Annotated in this window: 21 protein-coding genes; 9 read left to right on the forward strand and 12 right to left on the reverse strand. The window is 45.1% G+C overall.

The window, feature by feature from the left end; translation table 11 throughout:
* The 6 genes from QVA83_RS17105 to QVA83_RS17130 form a co-directional block, all read right to left on the reverse strand.
* On the reverse strand, nt 1-397 hold a 397-nt coding region (locus QVA83_RS17105), incomplete at its 3' end, for an efflux RND transporter permease subunit (RefSeq protein ID WP_287498737.1).
* Nucleotides 390-2,117, reverse strand: a complete 1,728-nt coding sequence (locus QVA83_RS17110) for an efflux RND transporter periplasmic adaptor subunit (RefSeq protein WP_287498738.1) — start codon at nt 2,115-2,117, stop codon at nt 390-392. The genes QVA83_RS17105 and QVA83_RS17110, both read right to left, overlap by 8 nt.
* A gap of 5 nt (nt 2,118-2,122) precedes the next feature.
* The gene (locus QVA83_RS17115; protein WP_287498739.1) at nt 2,123-3,532 is read right to left on the reverse strand and encodes a TolC family protein; all 1,410 of its coding nucleotides are present in this window, start codon (nt 3,530-3,532) and stop codon (nt 2,123-2,125) included.
* A 187-nt stretch (nt 3,533-3,719) separates the two neighbouring features.
* Nucleotides 3,720-4,172, reverse strand: a complete 453-nt coding sequence (locus QVA83_RS17120; protein ID WP_156078747.1) for a hypothetical protein — start codon at nt 4,170-4,172, stop codon at nt 3,720-3,722.
* 235 nt (nt 4,173-4,407) lie between these two features.
* On the reverse strand, nt 4,408-5,496 hold the full coding sequence (locus tag QVA83_RS17125; protein WP_197040362.1) for an alpha/beta hydrolase: 1,089 nt from the start codon (nt 5,494-5,496) through the stop codon (nt 4,408-4,410).
* Between the two features lie 84 nt (nt 5,497-5,580).
* Nucleotides 5,581-6,321: a glutathione peroxidase gene (locus QVA83_RS17130; RefSeq protein ID WP_014950446.1), complete on the reverse strand. Its 741-nt coding sequence runs from the start codon at nt 6,319-6,321 to the stop codon at nt 5,581-5,583.
* Between the two features lie 225 nt (nt 6,322-6,546).
* Here QVA83_RS17130 and QVA83_RS17135 point away from each other — a divergent pair, with 225 nt between their 5' ends.
* The 4 genes from QVA83_RS17135 to QVA83_RS17150 all read left to right on the forward strand — a co-directional run bounded on the left by QVA83_RS17135 (nt 6,547) and on the right by QVA83_RS17150 (nt 10,122).
* On the forward strand, nt 6,547-7,242 hold the full coding sequence (locus QVA83_RS17135; protein ID WP_014950447.1) for an AAA family ATPase: 696 nt from the start codon (nt 6,547-6,549) through the stop codon (nt 7,240-7,242).
* Entirely contained in the window at nt 7,202-7,525 is a 324-nt protein-coding gene (locus tag QVA83_RS17140; protein ID WP_014950448.1) for a hypothetical protein, read from the forward strand. The genes QVA83_RS17135 and QVA83_RS17140 overlap by 41 nt, the downstream gene beginning before the upstream one ends.
* Nucleotides 7,526-7,653: 128 nt before the next feature.
* On the forward strand, nt 7,654-9,786 hold the full coding sequence (locus QVA83_RS17145; RefSeq protein ID WP_156078749.1) for a GGDEF domain-containing protein: 2,133 nt from the start codon (nt 7,654-7,656) through the stop codon (nt 9,784-9,786).
* An 18-nt stretch (nt 9,787-9,804) separates the two neighbouring features.
* Complete coding sequence (locus tag QVA83_RS17150) at nt 9,805-10,122, forward strand: GFA family protein (RefSeq protein WP_014977236.1); 318 nt, start codon at nt 9,805-9,807, stop codon at nt 10,120-10,122.
* Nucleotides 10,123-10,215: 93 nt separating this feature from the next.
* Here QVA83_RS17150 and prsR read toward each other — a convergent pair whose 3' ends face one another.
* The 4 genes from prsR to QVA83_RS17170 all read right to left on the reverse strand — a co-directional run bounded on the left by prsR (nt 10,216) and on the right by QVA83_RS17170 (nt 17,206).
* A complete protein-coding gene (prsR, locus tag QVA83_RS17155) occupies nt 10,216-11,577 on the reverse strand; it encodes a PEP-CTERM-box response regulator transcription factor (protein WP_014950451.1) in 1,362 nt (453 codons plus the stop codon).
* Between the two features lie 75 nt (nt 11,578-11,652).
* Complete coding sequence (gene prsK, locus QVA83_RS17160; protein ID WP_014950452.1) at nt 11,653-13,725, reverse strand: XrtA/PEP-CTERM system histidine kinase PrsK; 2,073 nt, start codon at nt 13,723-13,725, stop codon at nt 11,653-11,655.
* Between the two features lie 146 nt (nt 13,726-13,871).
* Nucleotides 13,872-14,996, reverse strand: coding sequence for a beta-ketoacyl-ACP synthase III (locus tag QVA83_RS17165; RefSeq protein WP_156078750.1), 1,125 nt, complete (start codon nt 14,994-14,996; stop codon nt 13,872-13,874).
* Nucleotides 14,997-15,403: 407 nt separating this feature from the next.
* Nucleotides 15,404-17,206, reverse strand: a complete 1,803-nt coding sequence (locus tag QVA83_RS17170) for a choice-of-anchor I family protein (protein ID WP_156078751.1) — start codon at nt 17,204-17,206, stop codon at nt 15,404-15,406.
* 501 nt (nt 17,207-17,707) lie between these two features.
* Here QVA83_RS17170 and QVA83_RS17175 point away from each other — a divergent pair.
* Nucleotides 17,708-18,505 (forward strand): M48 family metallopeptidase, encoded by a 798-nt coding sequence (locus tag QVA83_RS17175; RefSeq protein ID WP_014950456.1) that lies wholly within the window; start codon nt 17,708-17,710, stop codon nt 18,503-18,505.
* Nucleotides 18,506-18,649: 144 nt separating this feature from the next.
* Here QVA83_RS17175 and QVA83_RS17180 read toward each other — a convergent pair whose 3' ends face one another.
* Complete coding sequence (locus tag QVA83_RS17180; protein ID WP_287498740.1) at nt 18,650-19,492, reverse strand: mechanosensitive ion channel family protein; 843 nt, start codon at nt 19,490-19,492, stop codon at nt 18,650-18,652.
* A gap of 908 nt (nt 19,493-20,400) precedes the next feature.
* Between QVA83_RS17180 and QVA83_RS17185 the strand changes: the two genes are divergently transcribed.
* The 4 genes from QVA83_RS17185 to ruvX all read left to right on the forward strand — a co-directional run bounded on the left by QVA83_RS17185 (nt 20,401) and on the right by ruvX (nt 23,340).
* A complete protein-coding gene (locus QVA83_RS17185) occupies nt 20,401-21,129 on the forward strand; it encodes a 16S rRNA (uracil(1498)-N(3))-methyltransferase (RefSeq protein ID WP_014980069.1) in 729 nt (242 codons plus the stop codon).
* A gap of 138 nt (nt 21,130-21,267) precedes the next feature.
* Nucleotides 21,268-22,221, forward strand: a complete 954-nt coding sequence (gene gshB / locus QVA83_RS17190) for a glutathione synthase (protein ID WP_156078753.1) — start codon at nt 21,268-21,270, stop codon at nt 22,219-22,221.
* Nucleotides 22,222-22,349: 128 nt separating this feature from the next.
* Nucleotides 22,350-22,916: a YqgE/AlgH family protein gene (locus tag QVA83_RS17195; RefSeq protein WP_014950460.1), complete on the forward strand. Its 567-nt coding sequence runs from the start codon at nt 22,350-22,352 to the stop codon at nt 22,914-22,916.
* The gene (ruvX, locus tag QVA83_RS17200; RefSeq protein ID WP_014980071.1) at nt 22,909-23,340 is read left to right on the forward strand and encodes a Holliday junction resolvase RuvX; all 432 of its coding nucleotides are present in this window, start codon (nt 22,909-22,911) and stop codon (nt 23,338-23,340) included. The genes QVA83_RS17195 and ruvX overlap by 8 nt, the downstream gene beginning before the upstream one ends.
* Before the next feature lie 46 nt (nt 23,341-23,386).
* Here ruvX and QVA83_RS17205 read toward each other — a convergent pair whose 3' ends face one another.
* Nucleotides 23,387-23,704 carry a putative signal transducing protein gene (locus QVA83_RS17205; protein ID WP_049586039.1) on the reverse strand — a complete coding sequence of 106 codons (318 nt, stop codon included), beginning with the start codon at nt 23,702-23,704 and terminating at the stop codon, nt 23,387-23,389.
* Nucleotides 23,705-23,752: the final 48 nt, after the last annotated feature.

Here is a 23,752-nt window from a genome sequence, read left to right on the forward strand (position 1 = left end):
CATCTGGACCTAGCTGAGGTGTCACGCCTTCTGGAAGTTGCGAAGACGCTTGGCTTAGGTATTCCAGAACGCGGCTTCGAGCCCAGTACATGTCTGTATCGTCATCAAAGATAATATACACGTAGGCATCGCCGAAGAATGAATACCCTCGCACCGTCTGTGCGCCAGGCACTGACATTAGCGCAGAGGTGAGTGGAAACGTCACCTGATCTTCCACCACTTGCGGCGACTGACCGGGATAGTTTACTTTCACTATAACTTGGACATCAGATAAATCAGGGATAGCATCGACGGGGGTGTTTTTCACCGCCCAGACACCCGCAATACTGAGCATAATAGCGCTCAGCAATACCAGTATTCTATTGTTTACCGACCAGCGAATTACCGATTCAATCATGGTGCATATGCTCCTTATGATTTATCGATTTTTGTTCTGCCGACTTGTGAACCATTGACTTATGAACCATCGACTCGTGAGCATCGCTTTGCTCTCCATCGCCCTTCAGGTTGCTCGTATCATGTTTATGATTGCTGTGTTCTGTGCCATGAACCATGCCCTTGTCCATGGCATGTTCACTATGTTTACGCATATCGATAACCGTGAATTCTTCGCCAGTCACAAAGGTGAACATGATGTTGTCACCTTCTTTGAACTGAGATAAGTCAATATGCTTTGATACCGCAAATGACATTGTCGCAGGTCCCCTCCCCCATTTTTCAATCGGGCCGCGAGCGATTACTAACTTTGCGTGATTCGAAGCGCCATTCTTTTCGGTGTCAGCTGGCAATTCAATTGCCTCAATTGTACCTGTTGTCGTGGCCTGGTGATCGGGCGCTTTCATTCGCTCAAAGTCACTGCTTTTCGACGACTCTGAATCAATCAAAAATTGTGCTGATACCACCACATCATCCTCTGGCAGCAAGCCTTCGACGACTTCAAAATGTGTAGTATCGCTTTGCCCCAGCGTTACCCGTACCGACTTAAAGTTGCCATCGCCATCACTGAGTACCACTTTTGCGCCCTCAGCCGTGCGAATAACGGCACTGCGAGGAACCAGTAACGCTGCCTTGCGTTGAGTAGGCTTTATTCCAACGTGGGCAAACATATTGGGCTTTAACGTGTGGTTGTTATTGTTTAGCGGTATGCGCACTTTCAGGGTTCGCGTTGTTTCCGACAAAGACGGATAAATATACTCTACGTGACTTTCCCATTTAGCATCAGACGCATGGTCCATTTCGTCGAGGGTAACCACAGCGCTATTATGAGGCGCTATGATTTGCGCGTATTTTTCAGGTACCTCAGCAATCACCCACACCGTATCTAGCTGTGCGATGCTCATCAAGGTTGTCCCGGGCTGAACGTAAAATCCTTCCCTGATATTCAGCGCTTCTACCACACCGCTTTGCGGCGCGTTAAATGTGACGGTTTGTGTTACTCGTCTAGTTTTTTGCAATGCTTCAATAATGCCCTTTGATAGCCCTAGAGTTCTTAGGCGCTCGGCGGCGCCCTGAATTAAACGTGAATCTCCTCGCTTAATAGCTAAAACGTATTCTTCTTGTGCGCTAACTAATTCTGGCGAGTATAGGGTATAAAGTGCCTGTTCTTTTTCAACTTGCTCACCTTGGGATTTAATGAAAAGCCTGTCGACCCAACCTGATACTCTAGGGTGGATGTGCACAATGCTATCTTCATCGTAAGCAACGTTACCCACCGCCTTTACGGTCTGTTGAAGTGTTCCAATGGTAACGGGCGCGACTTTAACCCCTATATTGTGCTGTACATTTGGCGGAATCATTACGGTACCAGGCGAACGCTCATTACTTTTCGCAGATGTTGCGTCGTCATTGGCGTATACGGGCACTAAGTCCATTCCCATCGGTGACTTTCCCGGTTTGTCACGGCGATAGCTGTCATCCATAGGCGCTACCCAATATAAAGGGGCTTTATTGTCAGTTTCGTCGCTAAGGGCACTTTCGCCATTTCCGTGTTTTGATGAATCAGACAACAATAGTGAGGCCAAGCCGAACGCTAATAGGCCGCCAAATAGCAGACCTACTAGCAAACCTTTTATTAGCGTGCTCTTTGTATCTGGAGCAGGGTGAGTTGAAGATGTCATATTAACTACTCTTTATTCGAAAAATGGGCGTGAGTGGGCAGGTACAAATAAGCAAGTGACGCCAGTGTTCTGGCGCGCTCGATGTCGATTTTGAGTAAATCATCCTGCACTTGTACTTGCTTGAGATTGGCATTGACAACATCGCCGATATCACCGGTGTCTGAGGTATAAGCTGTCAGTTCAGCTTCAGAAAGTTGCCGTGTTTCACCAATTAACGCCGTTTCATAAAGCGCTTTGCGCTCACTTAGCGCTGACAAGCGTGATTTAAGCACCTCTGCATTCGCGGCAAGCTCGTTCACTTTCAAGCGGAAGTCCGTTTCAGACGCACTCATTTTGGAAGCCGCCGCGGCTATTGAAGCGTCTTGACGAGATTTATTGAAAAACGGAAGGTCTACTTGAACACCCAATGACACAAAATCAGCTCGGCTTGCGCCATTTTGCGCGTCTTGTCTGTATCCATAACTTGCTTCAAATGCCCACTGAGACTTAGTTTGCTCTCGCGCTATGTTCACATTTTGCGCTTCTATCTGGGTCTGAATTTGAAGCAGCATAGCCTCAGGATGATGCTGTAGTATTGAAAAAGGCTCACTGTTCTCAATAACCGTTAAGAACGAAGAAAGGCTGAGGTTGCTGTCGTTTAAGATAGCATCGAGCTCGATACGCGTTGGATAAGAAGGCGTTGATTGAGCCAGCGGTGCGCTTACAGAGTCATCTAGCGGCGCACCAAACCATTTTGAAAGTGCCGATCTCGCTTCATTTTTTTGCTGGTAGGCCTGCACATATTTGTCGTCTAGTGACAACAATGCCAAGCGCACTTGCAGTATATCTTGTTGCGCCGCTGCACCAACGCCTTGGCTGTATCTGGAGTCAGTAAAATCGAGTAGCTGTGTAAGCAATGATTTCTCTTTGTCCAATAATCTAATGCGACGTGTTGCATAGACCCAATCTAACCAGGTAAGGGTAACTTCACGTTTAAGCCACGCCTTTCTCGCTTGGCTCTCTACGGACATTTGATCAGCCATAACCTGATACTTTTGCCGGCTGTAGAGGTTTTCATCGCCTCGCGGTAACTGCTGCTTCAAACCAACTTTAAATTGCGTCATAGGCTCTTGGTCAAATGCGAAGCCGTCGGTAGGCAAGTTTTGTACAGAAGCTGAAACCTGAGGATTTGCCCAATATGATGACGCTTCAGCTTCTGCATTAAAGCGATCCTTTCGATGCGCATTCCCTTTAAGCAAAGGGTCGTATTGAATAGCTAACTGCAGCGCTTGTTCCAGGCTTAGGGTCTGCGCGACAACAGGCTTATTTGCCATCAAAAAAGAAGAAAGCACAAAAATTAAGGCGAACAAAGCGCTTACTTTACAAGGTCTGTTAGCGCTTTCGTTCACTTTTTTGGGTACCGAATAGTTGCTCATGTATAACATCACTTTTCAGGTGTAAGGCGTGTTGACGTTGCATGCTTTTCGCTAAATTCGACAAAGGGGATTAGCAAAAAGGCTTACCACGCGTTACATAGATAAAAGGTTAGAGACATCTCAAAACGACAAGACGACGTCGTGACGTAAAAACGTCTCTGCTGCGAAATAAATCCGCGAGATAGATCTATGCTGTGAAAAGTGACTTAGGTCGGCGAAACTGCCCGAAGTGAGGAGATGAGCGCTGCCCCAGTATAGGTGCAGTGGCAGCCATTCTGGCTACCGATATTTCGGTTTCAACGGTGGGCTGAATGAGCGCACTCGCGCTAAGATTAAAACAGTGATCGGCTGGGCAATTACATTCATCCTTGCAGCAAGACATATCGCTCATCTGCGATGCTTTCACGCCTGCATCGCTAACTTGTACGCCGTCGAACTGAGCGGGTTTGCTCTTGCTGTTTTTAGCACTTAAATCCGCATGTTGTGATGACGATTCTTGGTGCTGACAATGTGTATTAGCAGACTCAGGCATTCGAACCTGATGGTTAGCATGAGCACCATCCGACTGCGCTGTCATCACCGCCATTGAATGAGCATGTTCGTATGAATGTTCGATAGATACAGCGCTACCTGACGACACGAGGGCCACCATTAAAAACAGTGTAAGGATAAACGAACTTGCATTCGCCGACCTATACCGTTTGCGCGTTAAACTAATCCGAAACTTTCTCAAATACTGTACTCAAAATATTGCTGTCTATTGTGCAACGAAATAATAGCGTGATGTAACCAAGCAGTAAAGCCAGCCGTTAATGTCGCTAAGCTAGGGCCTGTTGACCTTTATTGTACACCAAAGGTCAACAAGCCCCAGTAACTTATTCAAACTGAGACAGGTAATCTCGCAACATAAGGCCCATGGTTGAAAATAGCGGGTTTGCTTTAGGTACCGCACACTCTTCTTGCTGATTAACCATGCTTGCGTTGAAATTCATTTTATTGAGCAAGCTTGTATTCACAACTAAATCTGCATGGCACAACCCGTACGATTCATCGATAACGAAAAAGGTATTCGGACCTTTACTTGCGTCCATTAACTGCTCTATTCCGAGAATTGGCGTGGTTACATCAGCTTGAGAATGAGCGGCAAATAGCGGCACTTCAATTTGCTGTCCTTCCTCGACTTTGTCCCGAATGATGTTTATTAAATCCATCAATTCCAACCCTGCTAAACCTGCCACATTTGGATACTTATAAGGGTTGGGGCCATGAGTTTGATAGGTTCCATCAATAATTCTGGCTAAAAGTTTAATGCCCCAAATTCGAGACATACTTTCAGCATTATCAGACAGCGCCAGCGCGCCAGAAAATAGCATAAGACCATCAATATTATTTACTTCGTTTCCTGCACTATCCAGATAATGTTCAACCGCCAGCGCACCACCTGTAGAGAAGCCACCTACAAGCAAAGTATCACCCATGCTATCAGCCAATTTAATGACTTCATCAACATGCCCCTGCCAGCGCTCAGCTAAATCCCAGTCAGACATGTCATCGTCGGCATCTCGTTTACCATGCCCAGGCAAAAGCGGCACGACTACAGTAAAACCCTGTTCAAATAAGATGTTGGCGATTTCACGCATAAAGAAAGGTGAGTCGCTTAAGCCGTGGATAAGCACTGCCACCTTGCTGCTTGATTTGTTGGTCAGCATGAAAGGCGAATTGCCTTCATTGCGCAATACGTTGCTGCATACCGAAAAACGATTGAGTGCCGTTTCTCTACACGGCTGGGTTTGGCCCCACTCTTTTTCGTAAAATGCTTTGAACTGATTTTGAAGGTCTGAAAAACTTCTGCTTTTCATTTCGCTCGTATCGGGTATAGATAAATTTGCGGCTATAGCCATATTTACACCTAAAAGCGCAACAATACCTATGAGCATTTTTACAAAAAACTTCGATGACACTATTATTCTCCGCTACGGATAATTAATAAAAAACGGGAGCAGTTTACCATGCTCCCGTTTCTTGTGACGATTAATACGTATATTACGTTAGCTAAAGTAAACCTCTAGATCGTCAGAACCACCGATATGTTTACCACCGATAAAGACCTGCGGCACAGTTTCACGACCGCTAATCGCCGTTAAGCTGGTTAGTGATGCATCTTTGCCCAACACGATTTCTTCGTACTCGTAGCCTTTTTCATCAAGCAGTTTTTTCGCTTTAGCACAGAAAGGACAACCCGGTTTTGTGATAATAGAAACAGGTGCGTTAGTTTGCTCCTCTGGCGCAATGTAAGCCAGCATGGTATCTGCATCCGACACCTCAAACGGGTCGCCAGCTACATCAGGTTCAATAAACATTTTGTCTACCACGCCATCTTTCACTAGCATCGAGTAACGCCAACTTCTTTTGCCGAAACCCAAATCCGCTTTATCGACTAGCATACCCATGCCATCGGTAAATTCTCCGTTACCGTCGGGAATAACGGTTATGTTAGCGGCTTCTTGATCTGCGGCCCATGCATTCATAACGAAAGTATCGTTTACCGATACACAAACAATCTCATCAATGCCGTGTTTCGCAAACTTTTTCGCTAAAGCGTTATAGCGAGGCAAGTGGGTAGAAGAACAGGTTGGTGTAAAAGCACCTGGAAGTGAGAAGACCACAACATTTTTGCCAGAAAATAATTCATCTGTCGTTTTCGTTACCCACGTCTCACCTTCTCTGCACGGAAATGAAACGCTAGGTACTTTTTGGCCTTCTTTGGAAGTGAAGCGACTTTCTGACATAACAACCTCTTATCGGTAATCTCAATTATAAAGTAAGAAGACTAGAATGAGTTTTTGCACAAATCAATAGGTATTGTCTTACATTCGTTAATATCGATTTTGATGCTGAACCTAGCTGATAGCCTGCCTATGCTTTGAGTGGAGGTTAGGTACGGTCGTGACACCATTCACGACCCACCGTAACGCTCAGTATTTTAACATAAGCGATATTCGAGGGTTATCACCATGATTATTTTGGTTGGTGGAGAAAAAGGCGGTAGCGGAAAGAGCTGCCTGGCGCAAAACATTGCAGTGTATCTTCGCACTGAAAAAGGTGCCAAGGTGTTAATGGTCGACTGTGACCCGCAGCGAACGACCTCAGACTGGATCCAAGAGCGTAAAGCTAACCCTCGTCTCGCTGAAATTAACTGTGTTCAGTTATACGGTAAAATACGTAACGAATTACTTAGCCTGCGTCAGTATTACGATTACGTTGTAATAGACTGTGGTGGACAAGATAACCTAGCGCTTCGCTCGTCAATGGCGGTTGCTGACCATATACTGATTCCACTTAGACCCAAACGTCGCGATCTCAAAACGGTACCTCACATGGAAGATATTTTATCTACCTGTAAAATGGTTAACCCGAAAATGAACGCCGCGTTCGTTATCACACAGTGCCCTTCTCTACCTAGCCTGGCAAACCGTATTCTAGAGGCAAAAGAAGTGTGTCGCTCATTTGGTATTCCCGTCCTAAACTCTGTTACTTTTAGTAGAAACATGTATGACGATTCAGAAGAGTCAGGGCAGTCAGTTATTGAGAGTGAACCAGAAGGTAAAGCGGCCACAGAAATAAGAACCTTGTTTGAAGAGCTACTAGCTGGCAAAGTGGAGGATGCTTATGAGTTTACTCAACCTCAAAAAGTCGAAGCCGTTAGCTAAGCCCAATCTACGAACTGTAGAAGATTTTATCGACGATGCGCTGCTTTATGCCCAAGGTAAAGTGGATAAAAAGCAACCATCGGCGGCAAAAAACGATTTAAAAGACGTTCGTACAGACCGCGTTGTGCCGATAAGAAAGCCTGCAAAATCAGAAGGTATGCGACATGCTACCTTTACGTTAACACCGCAATGTATTGAAAAACTTGCAAACATTGCCCAAAAGACAGGTAAAGCCAAGTCTGCACTGATTCGAGAGTGGATTGAAAATAACAGCATAAATTAGACTAAAGTATAAATCCAAATACGTATTTCATTCGTTTTATCCTTCACAATAATAATGTTGCCTTGGCGTTAGCCTACTGGGATACTCACCGACAGCATGTTCTGACAGCGTATAGGAGATACAATCGAATGGGCCGTGAAGGATTTAGCACAGTGCGTGTGCTGGTGTGTGCCCTGCTAATTGCTGTGCATGGCGCACAGGTAAAAACGGTAGAAGCGTTCGAGCTTTTCAATACCGAGATTGCTGATGTCGAGAACCTTTTAAATGCCAAGCAATATGCTGACGCCGATAGCAAGGCTCTGTTGCTTTTAGAGCAAGCGCTACAACAGCAACAAATGTCTGCTGATACATTTTCTGCTCTCGGACTCTTACTTCAAAACGCATCGCGTTTTGAGGTGTCAAAAGCCATTTTTAATGCCGCCTTAGAACGCTACACCACAGATGGTGAATTAAACAAAATGGCGTCAACGCTATTACAACTAGCCACCTCAGAAAGACACCTTTCAAATTATTCCATTGCACTGACTTATGTGCGTCGCGCTATGTCTATTGCTCAAATTGAGCGTAATGAATTACTTAAGGCTCAATTGAACCTTGAGCTAGGCATAATTCAACAAGAACAAGGCGAAATTGAAACCGCTTTGGAGCCGTTAAAGCAAGCGCTACGTTACTTTCGTGAAAATAACATGGCCAGTGAAATGAGTGTTACGTTGCTGCGCATCGGTGAGATATACAGTTTGCTCAACCAAGCTACGTTGGCTCATACCTACTACCAAGACGCTTTCGACAGTATCGAGGAAACACAGGAGACCCGATTACTTGGTGTGATCAAAACTCGTATTGGTGCCCTGTCTCTCAAAACAGGCTCTGTAGACCAAGCGATAAGAGCAATTAACGAAGGTCTTGGACTCCTGCTATCCACCTCTGATGTAGGGGCCATAGCCGAAGCAAAAATGCTATTGGGAAGAGCATTGGTTGAAAACGGCGATACGGCTAAAGGGCGAGAGTTATTGCAAGAAGCCATGCAATTTGCCGATTCATCGGGTCAGGCAAAATTAGTCAAAGAAGGCAGACTCGCTTTAGCGCAAGCCTATATGAAAGAGCAGAGTTTCGAATTAGCCTTAGAAGAGGCCCGCACGGGAACCATTGACGCGAGAAAAAATAGAGACCTTAGAGGACAGCTTAGTTTTCTTTCGTTACAGCTAAGCGCCTTTGTATCACTAGGCGAATTCAAAAAAGCCTTAGATATTCAATCTGTTATGCAGCAGCTGCGTGAAGTACTACTTGATTCAGAAAACAAGTCTGCCATTGAAGGCCTGCAGGCTGAGATTGAGCTTGTGAGGCAATCTAGGACGTTGGAGAAACTGGAAGAATCCAAGCAGCTGGCGTTAGCGCAAGCTGAGCGAGAAAACCTGCAGACGACTCTTTTTTGGAGCATATCATTAGCAGCGTTACTCTTGACGTTTTTAGTGTGGAGCCGCTACAAACAACGTCAGCAAACGATTATTTTGCGCCGAGAAGTACGCCAGCAAACACTCAATCTTCAAGAAAAAAATCAAGAACTGGAAAGAGCCTATAAAACGCTAGAAGAGGTAAGCCTGCGCGATCCGTTAACGGGTTTGTACAATAGGCACTACCTCGAATCGCAGCTTCCCGGTGAAATAAGGCGCAGCCAGTTCTCGGCAAAACAAAGCCCCAGTACAGGAAAGACGAAACAAGACTTACTTTGCTTACTTATTGATATCGACCACTTCAAGCGCATCAACGACGACTATGGGCATATTGCCGGCGATAAAGTGCTATCAGCGTTTGCCAATGTCCTCAAAGAGGTGTTCAGACAAACGGATTTAATTATTCGATGGGGAGGCGAGGAGTTTCTTGTGGTTTGTCGCCAATCCACTCGTGAAGAGCTCCCTGAGGTTGCCGAGCGCTGCCGAGAAATGGTCGCAAGCACCCCTTTTGATATCGGCTTAGAAAAACCAATCAATATTACTTGTAGCATTGGCTTTTCGCTGCTTCCTCCAGATAGAGAGGAAGACTTTGATACCGCGTGGAAACGTACATTCGCTGTTATCGATTACGCGCTGTATGCCACTAAGTTATCAGGGAGAAATGGATGGGTTGGCGTAATCGAAACGCTTAAAACTCCAAGGGAATACCCCACTCCACTAGATACGAAGTTTAATTTTCCTGGTTCGAGAATTGCCACATCGTTCAACAACGTGGCAAGTATCAAATGGCCGGAGACCCTCGAGAAATAGCAGTAGAGGAATAGAGATATGTACAGAGGAAGCTGCAGCTGCCAAGCAATTCAATATGAAATTGATCATATCGGAGAGCTTGACGCCGATGACGAAACGCTAAGCCATTCAGATACCAGTGAACTGCGCGTTACAGTTGAAAAAGAGCAGCTGGTTATTGACTGTGCACCGTCAGCGCTAGCGGAACTACACGAGGCTAATGACGAAACCCACCACGTGTGTAACATTTGTGGGAGCGTTATCTTTGTTGAGCGTGGCTCTAACCAAGTGTCGGTTGAGGTGACCTTCAGCGGTCATGACGTCTTAGCAGAGTCTCACTGCCAGTTTGTATTTTAGGTGGGTACACAAGGATAAAGGCGAACTGCGAGTTCGCCCAGATATCAACAGGTGAGAAGTACATTTCTCTCTTGTTTGGTAGTCATGCCTACCCTAGTCGCTATTTTTGATGTCTTCCATATGGTATTTATCAATGAGCGAATACAACGTGGGACGAGTGACGCCAAGTAATTCTGCCGTTTTCGACATATTCTTATCTGCTTTTTGATAGGCCCTGCGAATAGCTCGACTTTCAGCAATTTCTCGCACTTCACGCAGATTCAACGTTTCAGGCTCATCATGGGCATCTACAGGCATCAAGCCTAAATCGTCAGGTTGAATTACCGTACCTTCAGCCATAATAACCGCAGACTTTAGCTTGTTTTGCATTTCTCGAATGTTGCCCGGCCACTTATGGGCTAGCATGGCGTTAACTGCAGTTTCTGAAAAGCTCTTCGCTTTAGCTTTGAATTCTTCGCGATAAATATTCAAGAACGTACGTGCAAGTAAAATAATGTCTTGGTCTCGTTCACGTAAAGGAGGGATCATGATCGGCATTTCCCCCACACGGTAATATAAATCTTCCCTGAATGTTTCTTGTGCCACCATAGCCTGTAAATCGCGGTGCGTTGCACAAATTACGCGTATATCAACGGGAATTTCATTGCGTCCACCAACGCGCTCGATCACGCGCTCCTGCAAAAACCGAAGCATCTTAGCTTGCAGACCAATGGGCATATCACCAATCTCATCTAAAAATAGTGTTCCGCCTTGTGCTGTTTCTATCTTGCCGACGGTGGTTTTGTTCGCGCCAGTAAACGCCCCTTTTTCGTAACCGAACAACTCACTTTCTAGTAAGTTCTCTGGGATAGACGCACAATTAATAGCAACAAAAGGTTTGTCTTTTCTAGGGCTGTGTTCGTGAATACTGCGCGCGAAAACTTCTTTACCTGTGCCACTTTCACCAAGTAACAGAGTGCTTATGTCGGTATTGGCAATTTTCTCAGCGCGACGTACCACTTTTTGAATAGCTTCGCTGTTACCCACTATTCTGGACATGCCAGAACGGGTGCGGGCAAGAATGCTATTCTCATGCTCTAACTTAGACAGATTAAGCGCACGGTGCACCAATAATTTGATGGTATCTGAATCGATAGGCTTCTGATAAAAATCGTATGCCCCAAAATCGATTGCTTTTAATGCGTGTTGTTTATCGTTATTACCTGTAACAACGATAACTTTGGTTCTAGGCGCTAGCGCAATGATGTCGTGAAGAATACGCAAACCTTCCGACGCATTCGCTGGATCTGGCGGAAGCCCTAAATCTAGGGTAACAACCTTAGGTTCAAAACGACGGAGCTGGGCTATGGCAGATGTGTGATCGTCCGCAAAAACAACGTTGTAATCGGTAAGACTCCATTTAAGTTGCTTTTGGATACCTAAATCATCATCTACTACCAAAATGGTATCGGTCATTTCATCATCCTATTATTCTACTTCATCCATCGAAAGGGAGTGGATTTGATAATATCCACTTTTTAGTTATACACCCTATCCTATCGGAAAATACAGCGTAAAACAGCTACCGCGTCCAGGTTCACTTTGAACAGTTAGTTTGCCACCGATAGACTCGATATATGTTTTTGCATCATATGCACCAATACCCATACCAGCATTGCCTTTCGTGGTATCAAATGGCTTGAATAGTCGCTCTTCAATAAACGCTTTATCCATACCTGACCCTGTATCTTCTATCAAAACTAGCTGCGTTTTGTTGTCAGAATTTCCAGTAATCACCACGTCGACTTCTCCGTCATCTGCGGTTGCCTGCTGAGCGTTGCTGATTAGGTGATAAAGCACGTTTGCCACCTTATCCTTATCAACCGTCACGGCCGTTTCTTTTAGCACATGAACTGTTGGTAGCGGACGTAAACCTGAACAGCGGTTGTTGACCACATCTTTGGCCAGCTCCGAAATCAAAAATTCTGAGTTTACACCTTCTTCAACGGCCTTCTTATCAGTCAGCTGCTTGAGCATTTTTTCCATTCTTGCCTTAGTATGCTCCAAGGTTTCGAAGGTGTCTTCGATAAATTCAGGGTTATGTTTATGCTGTTGAGCATTGGCAAGAATAAGGTCGACTTGAGCTAGTACATTTTTTAAGTCATGTAAAACGAACGCAGACATTCGATTGAATGCCGCAAATTGGGCGTTTTCTGCTACCACTTGAGCGGCCTCGTGGTGCTGCATGTATGTGCCTACTTGCTCAGATACGGCGGTTAGATAGTCTTTCACTTCCCAATTTAAAGTGATTTTTTCATTGTCTCCTGACGCGAGAACAGCAAATCCCCACAGTTTACCCTCTTTTAAGAAAGGCACGAAGAGTTGGTAGCCCCATGCTTTTAGTGCATCTCTATCTAGCTTTAACCCCTCGTAATCGAATGGTTTGACGAGGTAGGCGTCCGTATCAATGATCCAGCCATTTTTGTCGCTGTAACTTGCAAGCGTTTCCAACGTTGTACAGGTAGCGTTGTTTTCTTTCGAATCAGTTGACGCTTCATTGTTATCTGTTGACGCAGTGTTTGTAATAGGTGATGCCTTAGCCACGCATTCATAGCCATTCTGCGTTACTTTAAACAGCAGACCTGACTCATATTGAATGGCGTTAAGCATTCCGGTTAGGCCAGCGTGGTAAACATCTGATGAGGTATCCCCTGCACGTGTTAACCACTGCGTTAATTTCACCCATTCAACCCGGTAGTCGAACTGATTCGCAAAGAAATGTTTAGTGATAAATACTTTTATCTTAGTGCGAAAGCCGTTGGACAAGAATACCGTGGCGAGCAATGCGAATGACATCACAACCAATATGATTTGAACCGTCGCTCCCCAGTTGCCTCCCATATAATTTATGGCGTAGCCGACAACAGCCATCACAAAAAGATAACCGCCCGCCACTAAGAGTAGAGAGCTGTGCAATACCACGTCCCGCGAGATAAAGATATCAATGCCCCAGTGATGAATTCGTCGAATCGATATGACGAGTAAGGGCATTAACAAGAAGTAAATATAGCCTCGTGCCGCTATGTAGCCAATTTCAACCTGGTTTACCATGGTAGCGTTTGCATAAGTAACGAACTCAAACAGGTTGGTTGCTCCCAGATAAATAATGATTGGTTTAAACGCCCACTGCTCACGCCCCGCCTGTCGATATACAACTTCCAGAAGAACAAGCACTTCTAATGACAGCACGATCAGTACAAGAAAGCTCCACGCGGGATTTACTACCAATAGATAAGGGGCGAGCAATGCTGCTAGTGCGGGGGCAATAATAATTAACGTTACAGGTCGTTTTAGAACGTCGAAGATATTACTAAAGCTGGTCTGTATACAGCCAGCCAAAAAGAGTAACCATGCGAGCTGCTTAAGCACGTCAGCGCTGAGTAACCAGCTTAGCGAGATAGGTCCAAATAGCGAAGTGATTAAGGTTGTAGACCATAAAAAGGTAGCTGCGGTCGCCAATACCAATAAATGCTTGGCTACGCCGGGTTTGCGTACCGTTAACAACAGCAATAAAAGGGCTAAGTGCGCCAGACTATTTAACCCATAGCCTACATCTGAAATCATCCTTTTATCTCACCTTTATTATCATTATTTAGGAGATGAAATACAGGGAGGCGCATTGATGCAACGTCCCTGAAACCTTCGATATACAGCACATAACGTTTTCAGCTAGATACGGTGCGCAGGCATCGCCCGCGCTATGATAAAAACTATCGTTTACGGATCACTAGTGAGCCAATTGAATACCCTGCACCGAAAGAGCAAAGTACTCCCACGTCACCGGCAACCAGGTCTTCATGGTTTAAACCAAACGCAATCACAGAACCCGCAGAAGCCGTGTTGGCATACTCGTCCAACACAATTGGCGCTTCGGTACGGTCAGCATCGCGACCTAACAGGCGTTTGCAAATCAAGGTGTTCATATTGATATTAGCTTGGTGAAGCCACCAACGCTTGACGCCTTCTGGCGTAATGTCGTGACTCGCTAAATGCGCTTCAATATGCGCTGCTGCCAATGGACACACTTCCTTGAAAACTTTGCGACCCGCTTGATGGAACAGCTTATCAGGTCCATACGGATCAACGTCTTCGGCACGTGTCATGTAGCCAAAATTAGAACGAATATTGTTTGAGAATTTCGTCAATGCTTTGGTGCTTAGCACGTCGTACACGTGCTCACTTTTGGCGGTTTCAGCAAGCTCAAGCACCGTCGCCGTAGCCACATCGCCAAAAATAAAGTGACTGTCGCGATCAGCGTAGTTAATTTGCGGTGAGACCAACTCAGGGTTAATAACCAACACGCGAGTCGCATTTTTCGCGCTCAGCATTTCATAGGCGCGATGCATACCGAACGTTGCTGCAGAACAAGCAACTAGCATATCGAAACCAAACCCTTCAATATTAAGGGCTTCTTGTACTTCAATTGCAATCGCAGGATAAGCACGCTGGGTGTATGCACACGATACAATCACAGCATCAATCTCATCGGCAGTAACATTGGCGGATGCAAGAGCTAACTTGGCCGCTTCGACGGCAATTTCACCTTGGTGAGAAAGTTCGTCATCTGCTCGAGGGGCAATCTTAGGCTTCATTCGAGTGATGTCTAGCGCACCCTCTTTTTGATAGATGTAGCGACTTTTAATTCCTGATGCTTTTTCGATGAACTCTGCACTTGAATAAGGCATTGCTGCTACATCACCTGATTCGATTTGCGCTTTATTTTCTTCGTTAAACGCATCTACGTAAGCATTGTAGCTATCTACGAGCTCTTCGTTAGTTATACTGTCTTTAGGGTGCCATACACCCACACCACTAATCACAACTTGCTGAGACATAGGCATTCTCTATTATTTGATAGCACTATGGCGGTATTGAGCATTGCGTTACTCTGTGTCCTAAACGCATCTATACCAGTGCAATTGAGCCTAATCGTATTTACCTTAAAAAATACGACTGCGTTTTATGGGTTATAGCTTACCTTAATCCTTAAACGGTGTAACCATTGTGAACGTAAGGAAAGCTCTATTCCTCCTTTTAATACCAGTCCGCATAGATAATTACCCACTCAGCGAGACTTAAAATGTTCGTAATCGTGGCGTGTTTTCGCAGGTATAGTGGCTCTACATCAAGGTGACACAACAAAGAGTAAGGACATTTAAAACTCGCCCTTCGGGAAGGTCTGGCAAGCTACCAATAAAAAACCCCGCTTCAAAGCGGGGTTTCATGTAATCAATACGGGAACTTACAGCTGGTTGATTTGCCACACTGTTACTGTGCCGCTAACTTCGTTGCCTACTACAAGAAGAGGCACACCACTTGGGCTGTCTTCAGCGCTAACAAAAACCAGGCTTTCTGGCGCTAGGTCACCAATGACATCATCGCTTGTCAAACCTTCGGTTAGGTCACGGTTAATTACATATTCTGCAAATTGAACATCATAAGGGTTAGTAACGTCGTATACGAAAATACCGCCCATGCGCTCTGTGCCGATAAACGCATAAGTGCGATCGCCAACTTGACCCACGGTTAACGCTTCTGGCTCAGGACCTTTATTCTCCGAGCGCGAGTCGCTTGCATTTTCATCGTCACCATTGTTGAACTGCGCCCCATGAACCGACGCTGTAATACGTTCAAAATCATCACCCGAGTCATAAACCACTAAACCGTTTTGATCCCAGATTGTGAATGAACGTGCACCGTAAGCGTACGCTGCATCGTACTCGCCGTTTCCGTCAGCATCACCCATAGCTGAAGTTACACGTAAGTCGTCCGCTTCACCTGTCGCCTGTAGCATAGCTAATTCAGAGTTGGCAGCAGCGGTAAGATCTTCTACTTTAACTTCGTCTGTATAAGCTAGACAGCCATCATCTTCGTCAAAATCAACACCACCTGCAGCAGTACATGCCGCCTCATCAGCAGCGTCAAAGAAGTACTCACGGGCATCGCCTTCGTTAGCGGTAAGAATGAAAGTCGCATCCTTCCATGTAAAGTTAGCAATGGTATCAGGCTGGTATACACCATAAATACCTGTGTACTGACCAAAACTCACCGCATCATTTTCTTGGATATCAATATTAAGTCCAGCCCAAGACTTAGTTCCTAGGCCGACGACATCTACCGTTAACTCTTCCAAGTCAATAATCGCAAGGCCATTGTTTTCCTGAAGACTAACGTATGCAACGTCGTTAGTAGCGGTGATGTATTCTGGTTCCAGATCTTTCGCTACCGTTGAGGTAATAGCTGTGCCGTTAATCGTGCGTCCTGCTGGGTTAGGAAACATCATTCCCTGCGCCATCAAGTCTGCTTCAGTACCGTTTAGAGCAGTAAAGCCAACGGTCGTCCCCGTTTCTTCTGGCTCACCACTTGCAAGAATATTTATGACGCTAACAGAACCTTCAGGGTCAATGGTGTAGTCATCAGAAGGCTCACCCTCGTTCGCTACCAACACTTTGCCACCATCTGGCGTAAAAGTGACCATATCCGGTAGTGCACCAACCTCGACAGAATCCAAAAAGGCTGGAGCAGAACTGTCTAGCCCGTTGTAGAACAACACATAACCGTTATCAGTTTTAACGTCTGCAGGTACAGCAACAGCCATAAGGTCACCGCTAACCGCAATGCTTGTTAAGCTACCTAAAGTCACACCATTTATATCGGCAGGCAGTGCGATAGTGGTAAGCGTTAGCGTAGTGGTGTTTATCGGATCAGCCATAGTAGCCGTGTTTACGCTAGAGGCATCAATAACTGCTATTGTATTCGTCTCGCCGTTTGTCGCGTAAATCGTATTGGTCTCAGCATGGTACTGAACAATTTCTGCGGCCGTTTGATTGCCTAAGAAAGCACGACCAACGATATCCATTGCAATGCCGATTGACGCATCGGTACCATCACTTCCGTCTGTCCCTGGGTCACCTTGTTCACCCTGAGGTCCTTGAGCTCCTGTTTCGCCCTGCGCACCGTCGTCACCATCAAGGCCACATCCCGTGAGCGCCGCTGATACTAAAAATGCAAGTAACCCGTATTTAAACTTATTACGCACTGCCATTTGATTTCCTTTTTATTTGTATTTTTGTCGTACGTTATGAGGCTCGAGAAACCCAAGGATTTTTCCACCTTTTTCTCGCAAAGCGAAGGAAGAAAACAGGGATCCCTAACCTTAGTACACCAGAAATTTTATGTAACTTCTATGTATAAATTAGAATCAGTTTATGACACAAATATTAAATAGGCAAAAGCGCGTAACTTTTCTATAACAATGATGGCACACACGCCGCTTTAAATATGGACAGCACGGAGCAGTAGGCTCAAAGTAATCACACTTCGTTCATGCAATTGTAAGCATATATTTCAAATATCCTAATGCGTGTAAGGAAAAACGGTTTAGCTTAACAGCGGAACACGCTTCGCTTTTTCAAAGGTATAGTTTTATTTATAAGCACTATCTGATACTAATATTGCCAAATAGACGTATAAACTGAATGGGATAGTGCTTTAGCGCGCAAAAGTGAGCGAAGCGAGAACATTCAGTGATAAAAAAGGATTAACCATGAAATTGAAATTCACAGCTTCGGCAGTTATTGCCGCAGCGCTTACTTTAACAGCCTGTGCAACATCTCCTACGGGTAGAAATCAAGTGTTGCTCTATTCTGAAACTCAGCTCGCGCAAATGGGTGATCAGGCATTCACGGGCATGAAAGAAGAATTAAAAATTTCGAATAAAGCGGTTCAAAATTCTTACGTAGAATGCGTTGCAAATGCCATCACTGCTCAAGTACCAGCCACGGTATTCAATGGTCAATGGGAAGTCGTTGTATTCGACGATGAACAAGTTAACGCATTTGCGCTACCCGGTGGAAAAATTGGTGTCTATACAGGCTTGCTCAACGTTGCAGAAAACCAGCATCAACTTGCTGCTGTCATTGGCCATGAAGTAGGTCATGTTATTGCAGAGCATGGTAATGAGAGAATGTCGCAGTCAACATTGATAAATATGGGCAGTCAGGCGGTAGGCCAAGTTTTAGCCGCGAATGAAGTGCCTCAGTCGGGTCCCATCATGGCTGCGATCGGATTAGGTGTTCAAGTCGGTGTCCAACTTCCTTTTAGCCGAACTCATGAATCTGAAGCCGATGTCATTGGTCTTCAGCTAATGGCGAAGTCTGGGTTTGACCCAAGACAATCTGTAAACTTGTGGCAAAACATGGACGCAGCAAGCGGCGGCAACCGCCCAATGGAACTTTTGTCGACTCACCCAGCACCTCAAACCAGAATTGATAATTTACAAGCGAACATGCCTAACGCCTATGCAGACTATCAAGCTACTGCTTACCGCCCGAACTGTCGCTAAAAGTAAGTAATACCATTTCGTATAGGTCATTACCCGCTCATCGAGAGTTAAAATGTTCGTAATCGCGGCGTGTTACGTCGCACTTAATCTTAGGATAAAAAAAACGCTGCGAAATGCAGCGTTTTTTGTCTGATACCAACGAAATTATTCGCTGTCTGCTTTGTGAAGATGTACATCCATTTGTGGGAATGGAATTGAAATACCTTCTTCATCAAAACGCAGTTTAACGTTTTCAGTGAAGTCGAACTTAACACCCCAGAAATCGGCAGAATTTACCCATGGACGAACAACAAAGTTCACGCTGCTGTCGGCCAGTTCAGATACTGCAATTTTAGGCGCTGGCTCTGCAAGAATACGCTCATCAGCCGCCACCATTTCTTCAAGAATTCTTTTCGCTTTAAGAAGGTCAACGTCGTAACCAATACCAACAACCATGTCTACACGACGCGTGTCTCTTGCTGAATAGTTAGTGATGTTGCCACCGTAGATGTTGCCATTAGGAACAATAATTTCTTTATTGTCTGGTGTGTTCATTGTTGTGGTGAAAATACCAATCTTAACAATCGAACCAGCAGTACCTGCAGCTTCGACAAAATCACCCGCTTTAAATGGTTTGAAAACCAGAAGCATTACGCCAGCTGCAAAGTTCTTAAGCGAGTCTTGCAATGACAAACCAATAGCTAAACCAGCAGCACCTAATATAGCAACTAATGACGTTGTATCTACGCCTAGCTGATCAAGCGAAGCGACAATAACAAACAGCATTAGAATGGCGCTAAGGATAGCTTCCAGGAAGTCCACTAGCATGTTGTCGTATTTAGACTTGGCCATTAGGCGTCTAAATACAGATAAAATGAATCCAACTACGATCCTACCTATTACATAAATCGCGATTGCCATCAGAATGTTAATCCCCCACGGGATGGCGTAATCGTTTATGTACCTTTCAACATCGCTTGCAGAAAAAAGCGAAAGTTTTTCTTCCATAATATGGTCCTTGTCATGGTTAGTTGATAATTGCTCAAATACGGTAGCAGCTATTTGATTTAAGACCAATATAATATGGGCTCAAACACAGTAAATTTGCTCTAAAGTCTAAGCTACATAGGTGTTTAAAAGCGTTAGCATTATACAAAAGTAGAGGGAATTCATTTGTTTTACTTTAGGATCCACTGTCCTTTTTTGTACATTTTTGCCGCGGTTTGTTGGCCATCTAGGCAAGGCGGGTGTTTGACGGTCTAGTAGCTCTAAATCGACAAGTTTCTATGCCTTATAGGTGGCACATAGGCGCTAGAATGAAAAAACAAAAAATGAACGTATTTTCTTCACTTGTCACACGCTTGTCACTCAACAAGCGCATCCTTCATCACGAAGCTTAAATGCGCTTTGTGTTTCTTTTCCATTTTTTGGAAGTTACCGAGTTATAAGACATTTTTTTTGATGATTTTTTAGCCTCAAAGTTTTAGACTAAAGTCTCATGAAAGTTGACTGTTCACTACGCCTCATCAGTGTGTGTTGAGCAACTTCATGAAGGAGCTTTAGCAAACTATGTCACGTAAAGGATTAACGCATGTTGCTTCTCATAACCCTGTTTTCGGTGGTTTTGTGTTTATTTTTATATTCACTGCGCACCGATAAAGGAAAACATACTAAGTACGCAAGAGCGGACTACCGCCCAGCAGCCCAATCGAAGTCTTCATCCAACGTGTTGAAATCTACTTCGAGAAACTCTTCGCCTTCCGCGGCCTAGAGAGTGAGTCATGTGATTCTTAAATAGGCAGCATGCTGTCGTTTGCGTAAGTTTTTGCATATTTACTTACGCGATGTTGTCGACAGCATTGCAACCTGTATTCACACACGTATTATACGCGTTAAAACTACACATCTGATTTGTTATGCGTATACCAAGAGTTTATTACCCCAACCCAATCCCGTTAGAACAAGAGTTTGAGTTAACTGAAGACGCCGGTCATCACATCGCGACGGTACTGCGCATAAAGCCCAATCGCCCTATTGTGCTTTTTAATGGCGACGGCAATGAATACAGTGCGCAAATTATTAGCGTTCAAAGAAAAAAAGTGACGGTTGAAGCCGACGCTTGTTTATCGCTAGCGAAAGAATCCCCGCTTCATTTGCACTTAGGTCAAGGGGTATCTAAAGGCGATAGAATGGATACCGTGCTACAAAAAAGCGTGGAACTTGGCGTATCAGAAATAACGCCCGTGATCACTGAACGCTGTACGGTTAAACTCGACGAGTCGCGCTGGGAAAAGAAAATTCAGCAATGGCAGAAGATTATTATTGGCGCCTGTGAACAAAGCGGTCGCAACATTATTCCCGCGCTCAACGCCCCGGTTAGTCTTAATCAATGGTTGTCGTCTTCAACCAATACCACAAGATTAGTTCTCGCACCGGGCGCTGAACAAAGTTTGGCAAGACAACCTTATAATGCTCAAGGCTTTCGTTTGCTTATTGGCCCTGAAGGTGGGTTATCTGAAACAGAAATTCATCAGGCAAACGAAAACGGTTATCAGTCGGTAAGTTTGGGCCCACGTATTTTGCGCACCGAGACAGCGGCGATTACAAGCCTAAGTATTCTTCAAGCTCAGCACGGCGACTTCTAAGTCAGTATTTTAGGCAGCTATATAGCAAGCATAGTGCTAGCTCAGTAACTTGAAGAATTCAGGTGTGCCCCCATATATGTTTACAATCAGCTGGGCCATCTGAGCCGGCATTTTATCAACATTCAAGGTGAAAACATTATGCAATATACCGTTGGCGTAATTATGGACCCCATCGCGAGCATTAAGCCACATAAAGATACAAGCTTTGCGATGATGCTTGAAGCTCAGCGCCGCGGTGCAAAGGTCGTATATTTTGAATTAAAAGACCTGTATTTAGACAATGGTAAGCCTATGGGTTTAGGTAAAACTGTATCGGTCAAGGATCAAGCTACAGATTTCTACACCATTGAAGACGAGTCGACCTTGCATTTAGGCGACATTGATGTGTTACTCATGCGCAAAGATCCACCCTTTGACAGCGAGTTTTTGTATGCGACTCAGGTGCTCTCGCTTGCGCAGGACGCGGGAGTGCTAGTTGTGAATAACCCTCAAGCGCTTCGCGACTACAACGAGAAGCTGTTTACGTCGTACTTCCCAGAACACATTCCCAATACCTTAGTCACGAACAACCAAGCGCTTATCCGTGAGTTTCACGCCAAGCACCAAGACATTATTTGCAAACCCTTAGACGGTATGGGTGGCGCGTCTATCTTTAGAGTGAAGCCTGATGGCAATAACTTAGGCGTTATTATTGAAACCCTAACCAAGTTAGGCACGCGCTACATGATGGTACAAGAGTACCTTCCAGAGATTAAAGACGGCGATAAGCGCGTACTCATCGTTGATGGTGAAGTCATGCCGTATTGCTTAGCGCGACTGCCTACAAAAGGGGAAACCCGAGGTAACCTAGCCGCTGGCGGTACAGGACGCCCTCAGCCAATCTCAGATTCTGACCGCGCCCTAGCCGAAGCCATCGCGCCAACGCTCAAGGAAAATAACATTTTATTTGTAGGACTTGATGTTATTGGCAGCAAAATTACTGAAATAAACATTACTAGCCCAACTTGCGTAAGAGAAATAGAAGCAGCTTACGATGTTAATATAATGGGTGCGCTGTTTGACGCCATTGAAAAGCGCTTAGCCAGTAAATAAAGTAAGGTTGTATTGGTAACACAGTGCAGTTCGTATCGTAAAAAGCAAATATGAGTGGATAGAGCGCCTTTAGCTTCAATAGTGTAAAGGCCCTCACAGAGCAAAAGATAGTAGATAAAAGACAAACTATGACGGAATTAAAAAGCCTACAAAATCATTTTCTGGTCGCGATGCCTAGTTTGGACGATCCGTATTTTTCTCGCTCACTCATTTATATTTGTGAACACAACGCTGAAGGTGCTATGGGTATTGTAGTAAATCAACCCTCCACCATGAACGTGAAGCAGCTTCTTGAACAGACTGACAAAGAACTCACTGTGTCTGACGACAAAGCAGAGCAAATCGTGCTGGCTGGCGGTCCTGTAAGCCAAGAGCGAGGATTTGTGCTGCACTCGTCGCAAAGAGAGTGGGCATCTAGCTTAAAGCTTGCACCAGGGGTTATGGTGACCACCTCCAAGGACATTTTGACTGCTATTGCCAATGATGAAGGCCCTGAAGACGTTTTGATTGCTTTGGGGTACGCGGGCTGGACAGCCGGTCAGCTTGAGAAGGAAATGCAGGAAAACGCATGGCTCACCATCGAAGCTGACGAAGAAATTCTGTTTAACACGCCTATGCACAAGAAATGGCAAGCAACAGTAAATAAACTCGGTGTGGATGTATGGCAGCTAGCACCGGGAGCGGGACATGCCTGATATAGGAAATCGTACGGTACTTGCGTTTGATTTTGGTACCAAAAGCATTGGCGTGGCGGTAGGTCAGGAAATTACCGGTACGGCTTCCCCTCTTGCAGCGCTGAAGGCACGAGACGGTATTCCTGACTGGACGTTAATAGAAAAGCTTTACGAAGAATGGCAACCGCATATCGTGGTGGTGGGTTTACCGCTTAATATGGATGGTACTGAGCAGGAGATGACTCAACGCGCCCGCAAATTTGCAAACCGTCTACATGGGCGTTTTAAAGTGGCCGTTGACACCTGTGATGAGCGACTGACTACCACAGACGCTAAAGCCATGCTGTTTGAGTTAGGTGGCTATAAGAAACTGACTAAAGATAAGGTTGATAGTGTGTCGGCCTGTGTAATATTCGCTAGCTGGAGCGAGAGTCAGTACGAATAATTGTAAGGGCCTGTTGACCTTTGTATGCTGCTGGCTCTTGCTGTTATTATTTTTCTGCCCCACACTGCCAGCAGACATCAAAAGCAGCGCCGTTTTGTTCACTGCACTCACCACAAATCCAGTCTTCACTAGATAATGCCTTATCGTTTGATTTCTGAATGAAGAGCTCAATAACTTTCGACGCTCTTGCATACCAGCTGTCGTCAACAAGCCACACTTCCTGCTGAGAATCTTGCCAAGGCAGCTCTCCGATTGCGCCACTGGCAAACTCATTTTTTACCATATAAGGAATAGATAAAGCATCAAGCTCGCTGCGAACCGCTTGAAGTTCAAAAGCGTCTTGTGAAGTGAAGAGTTTTTTCAATGGCTACCCTCTTGTTAAACACAAAAGCAGCCCGTGGGCTGCTCATCA

The sequence above is a fragment of the Alteromonas sp. AO-Serp genome, assembly GCF_017849675.1.
Lineage (GTDB): Bacteria > Pseudomonadota > Gammaproteobacteria > Enterobacterales > Alteromonadaceae > Alteromonas > Alteromonas macleodii.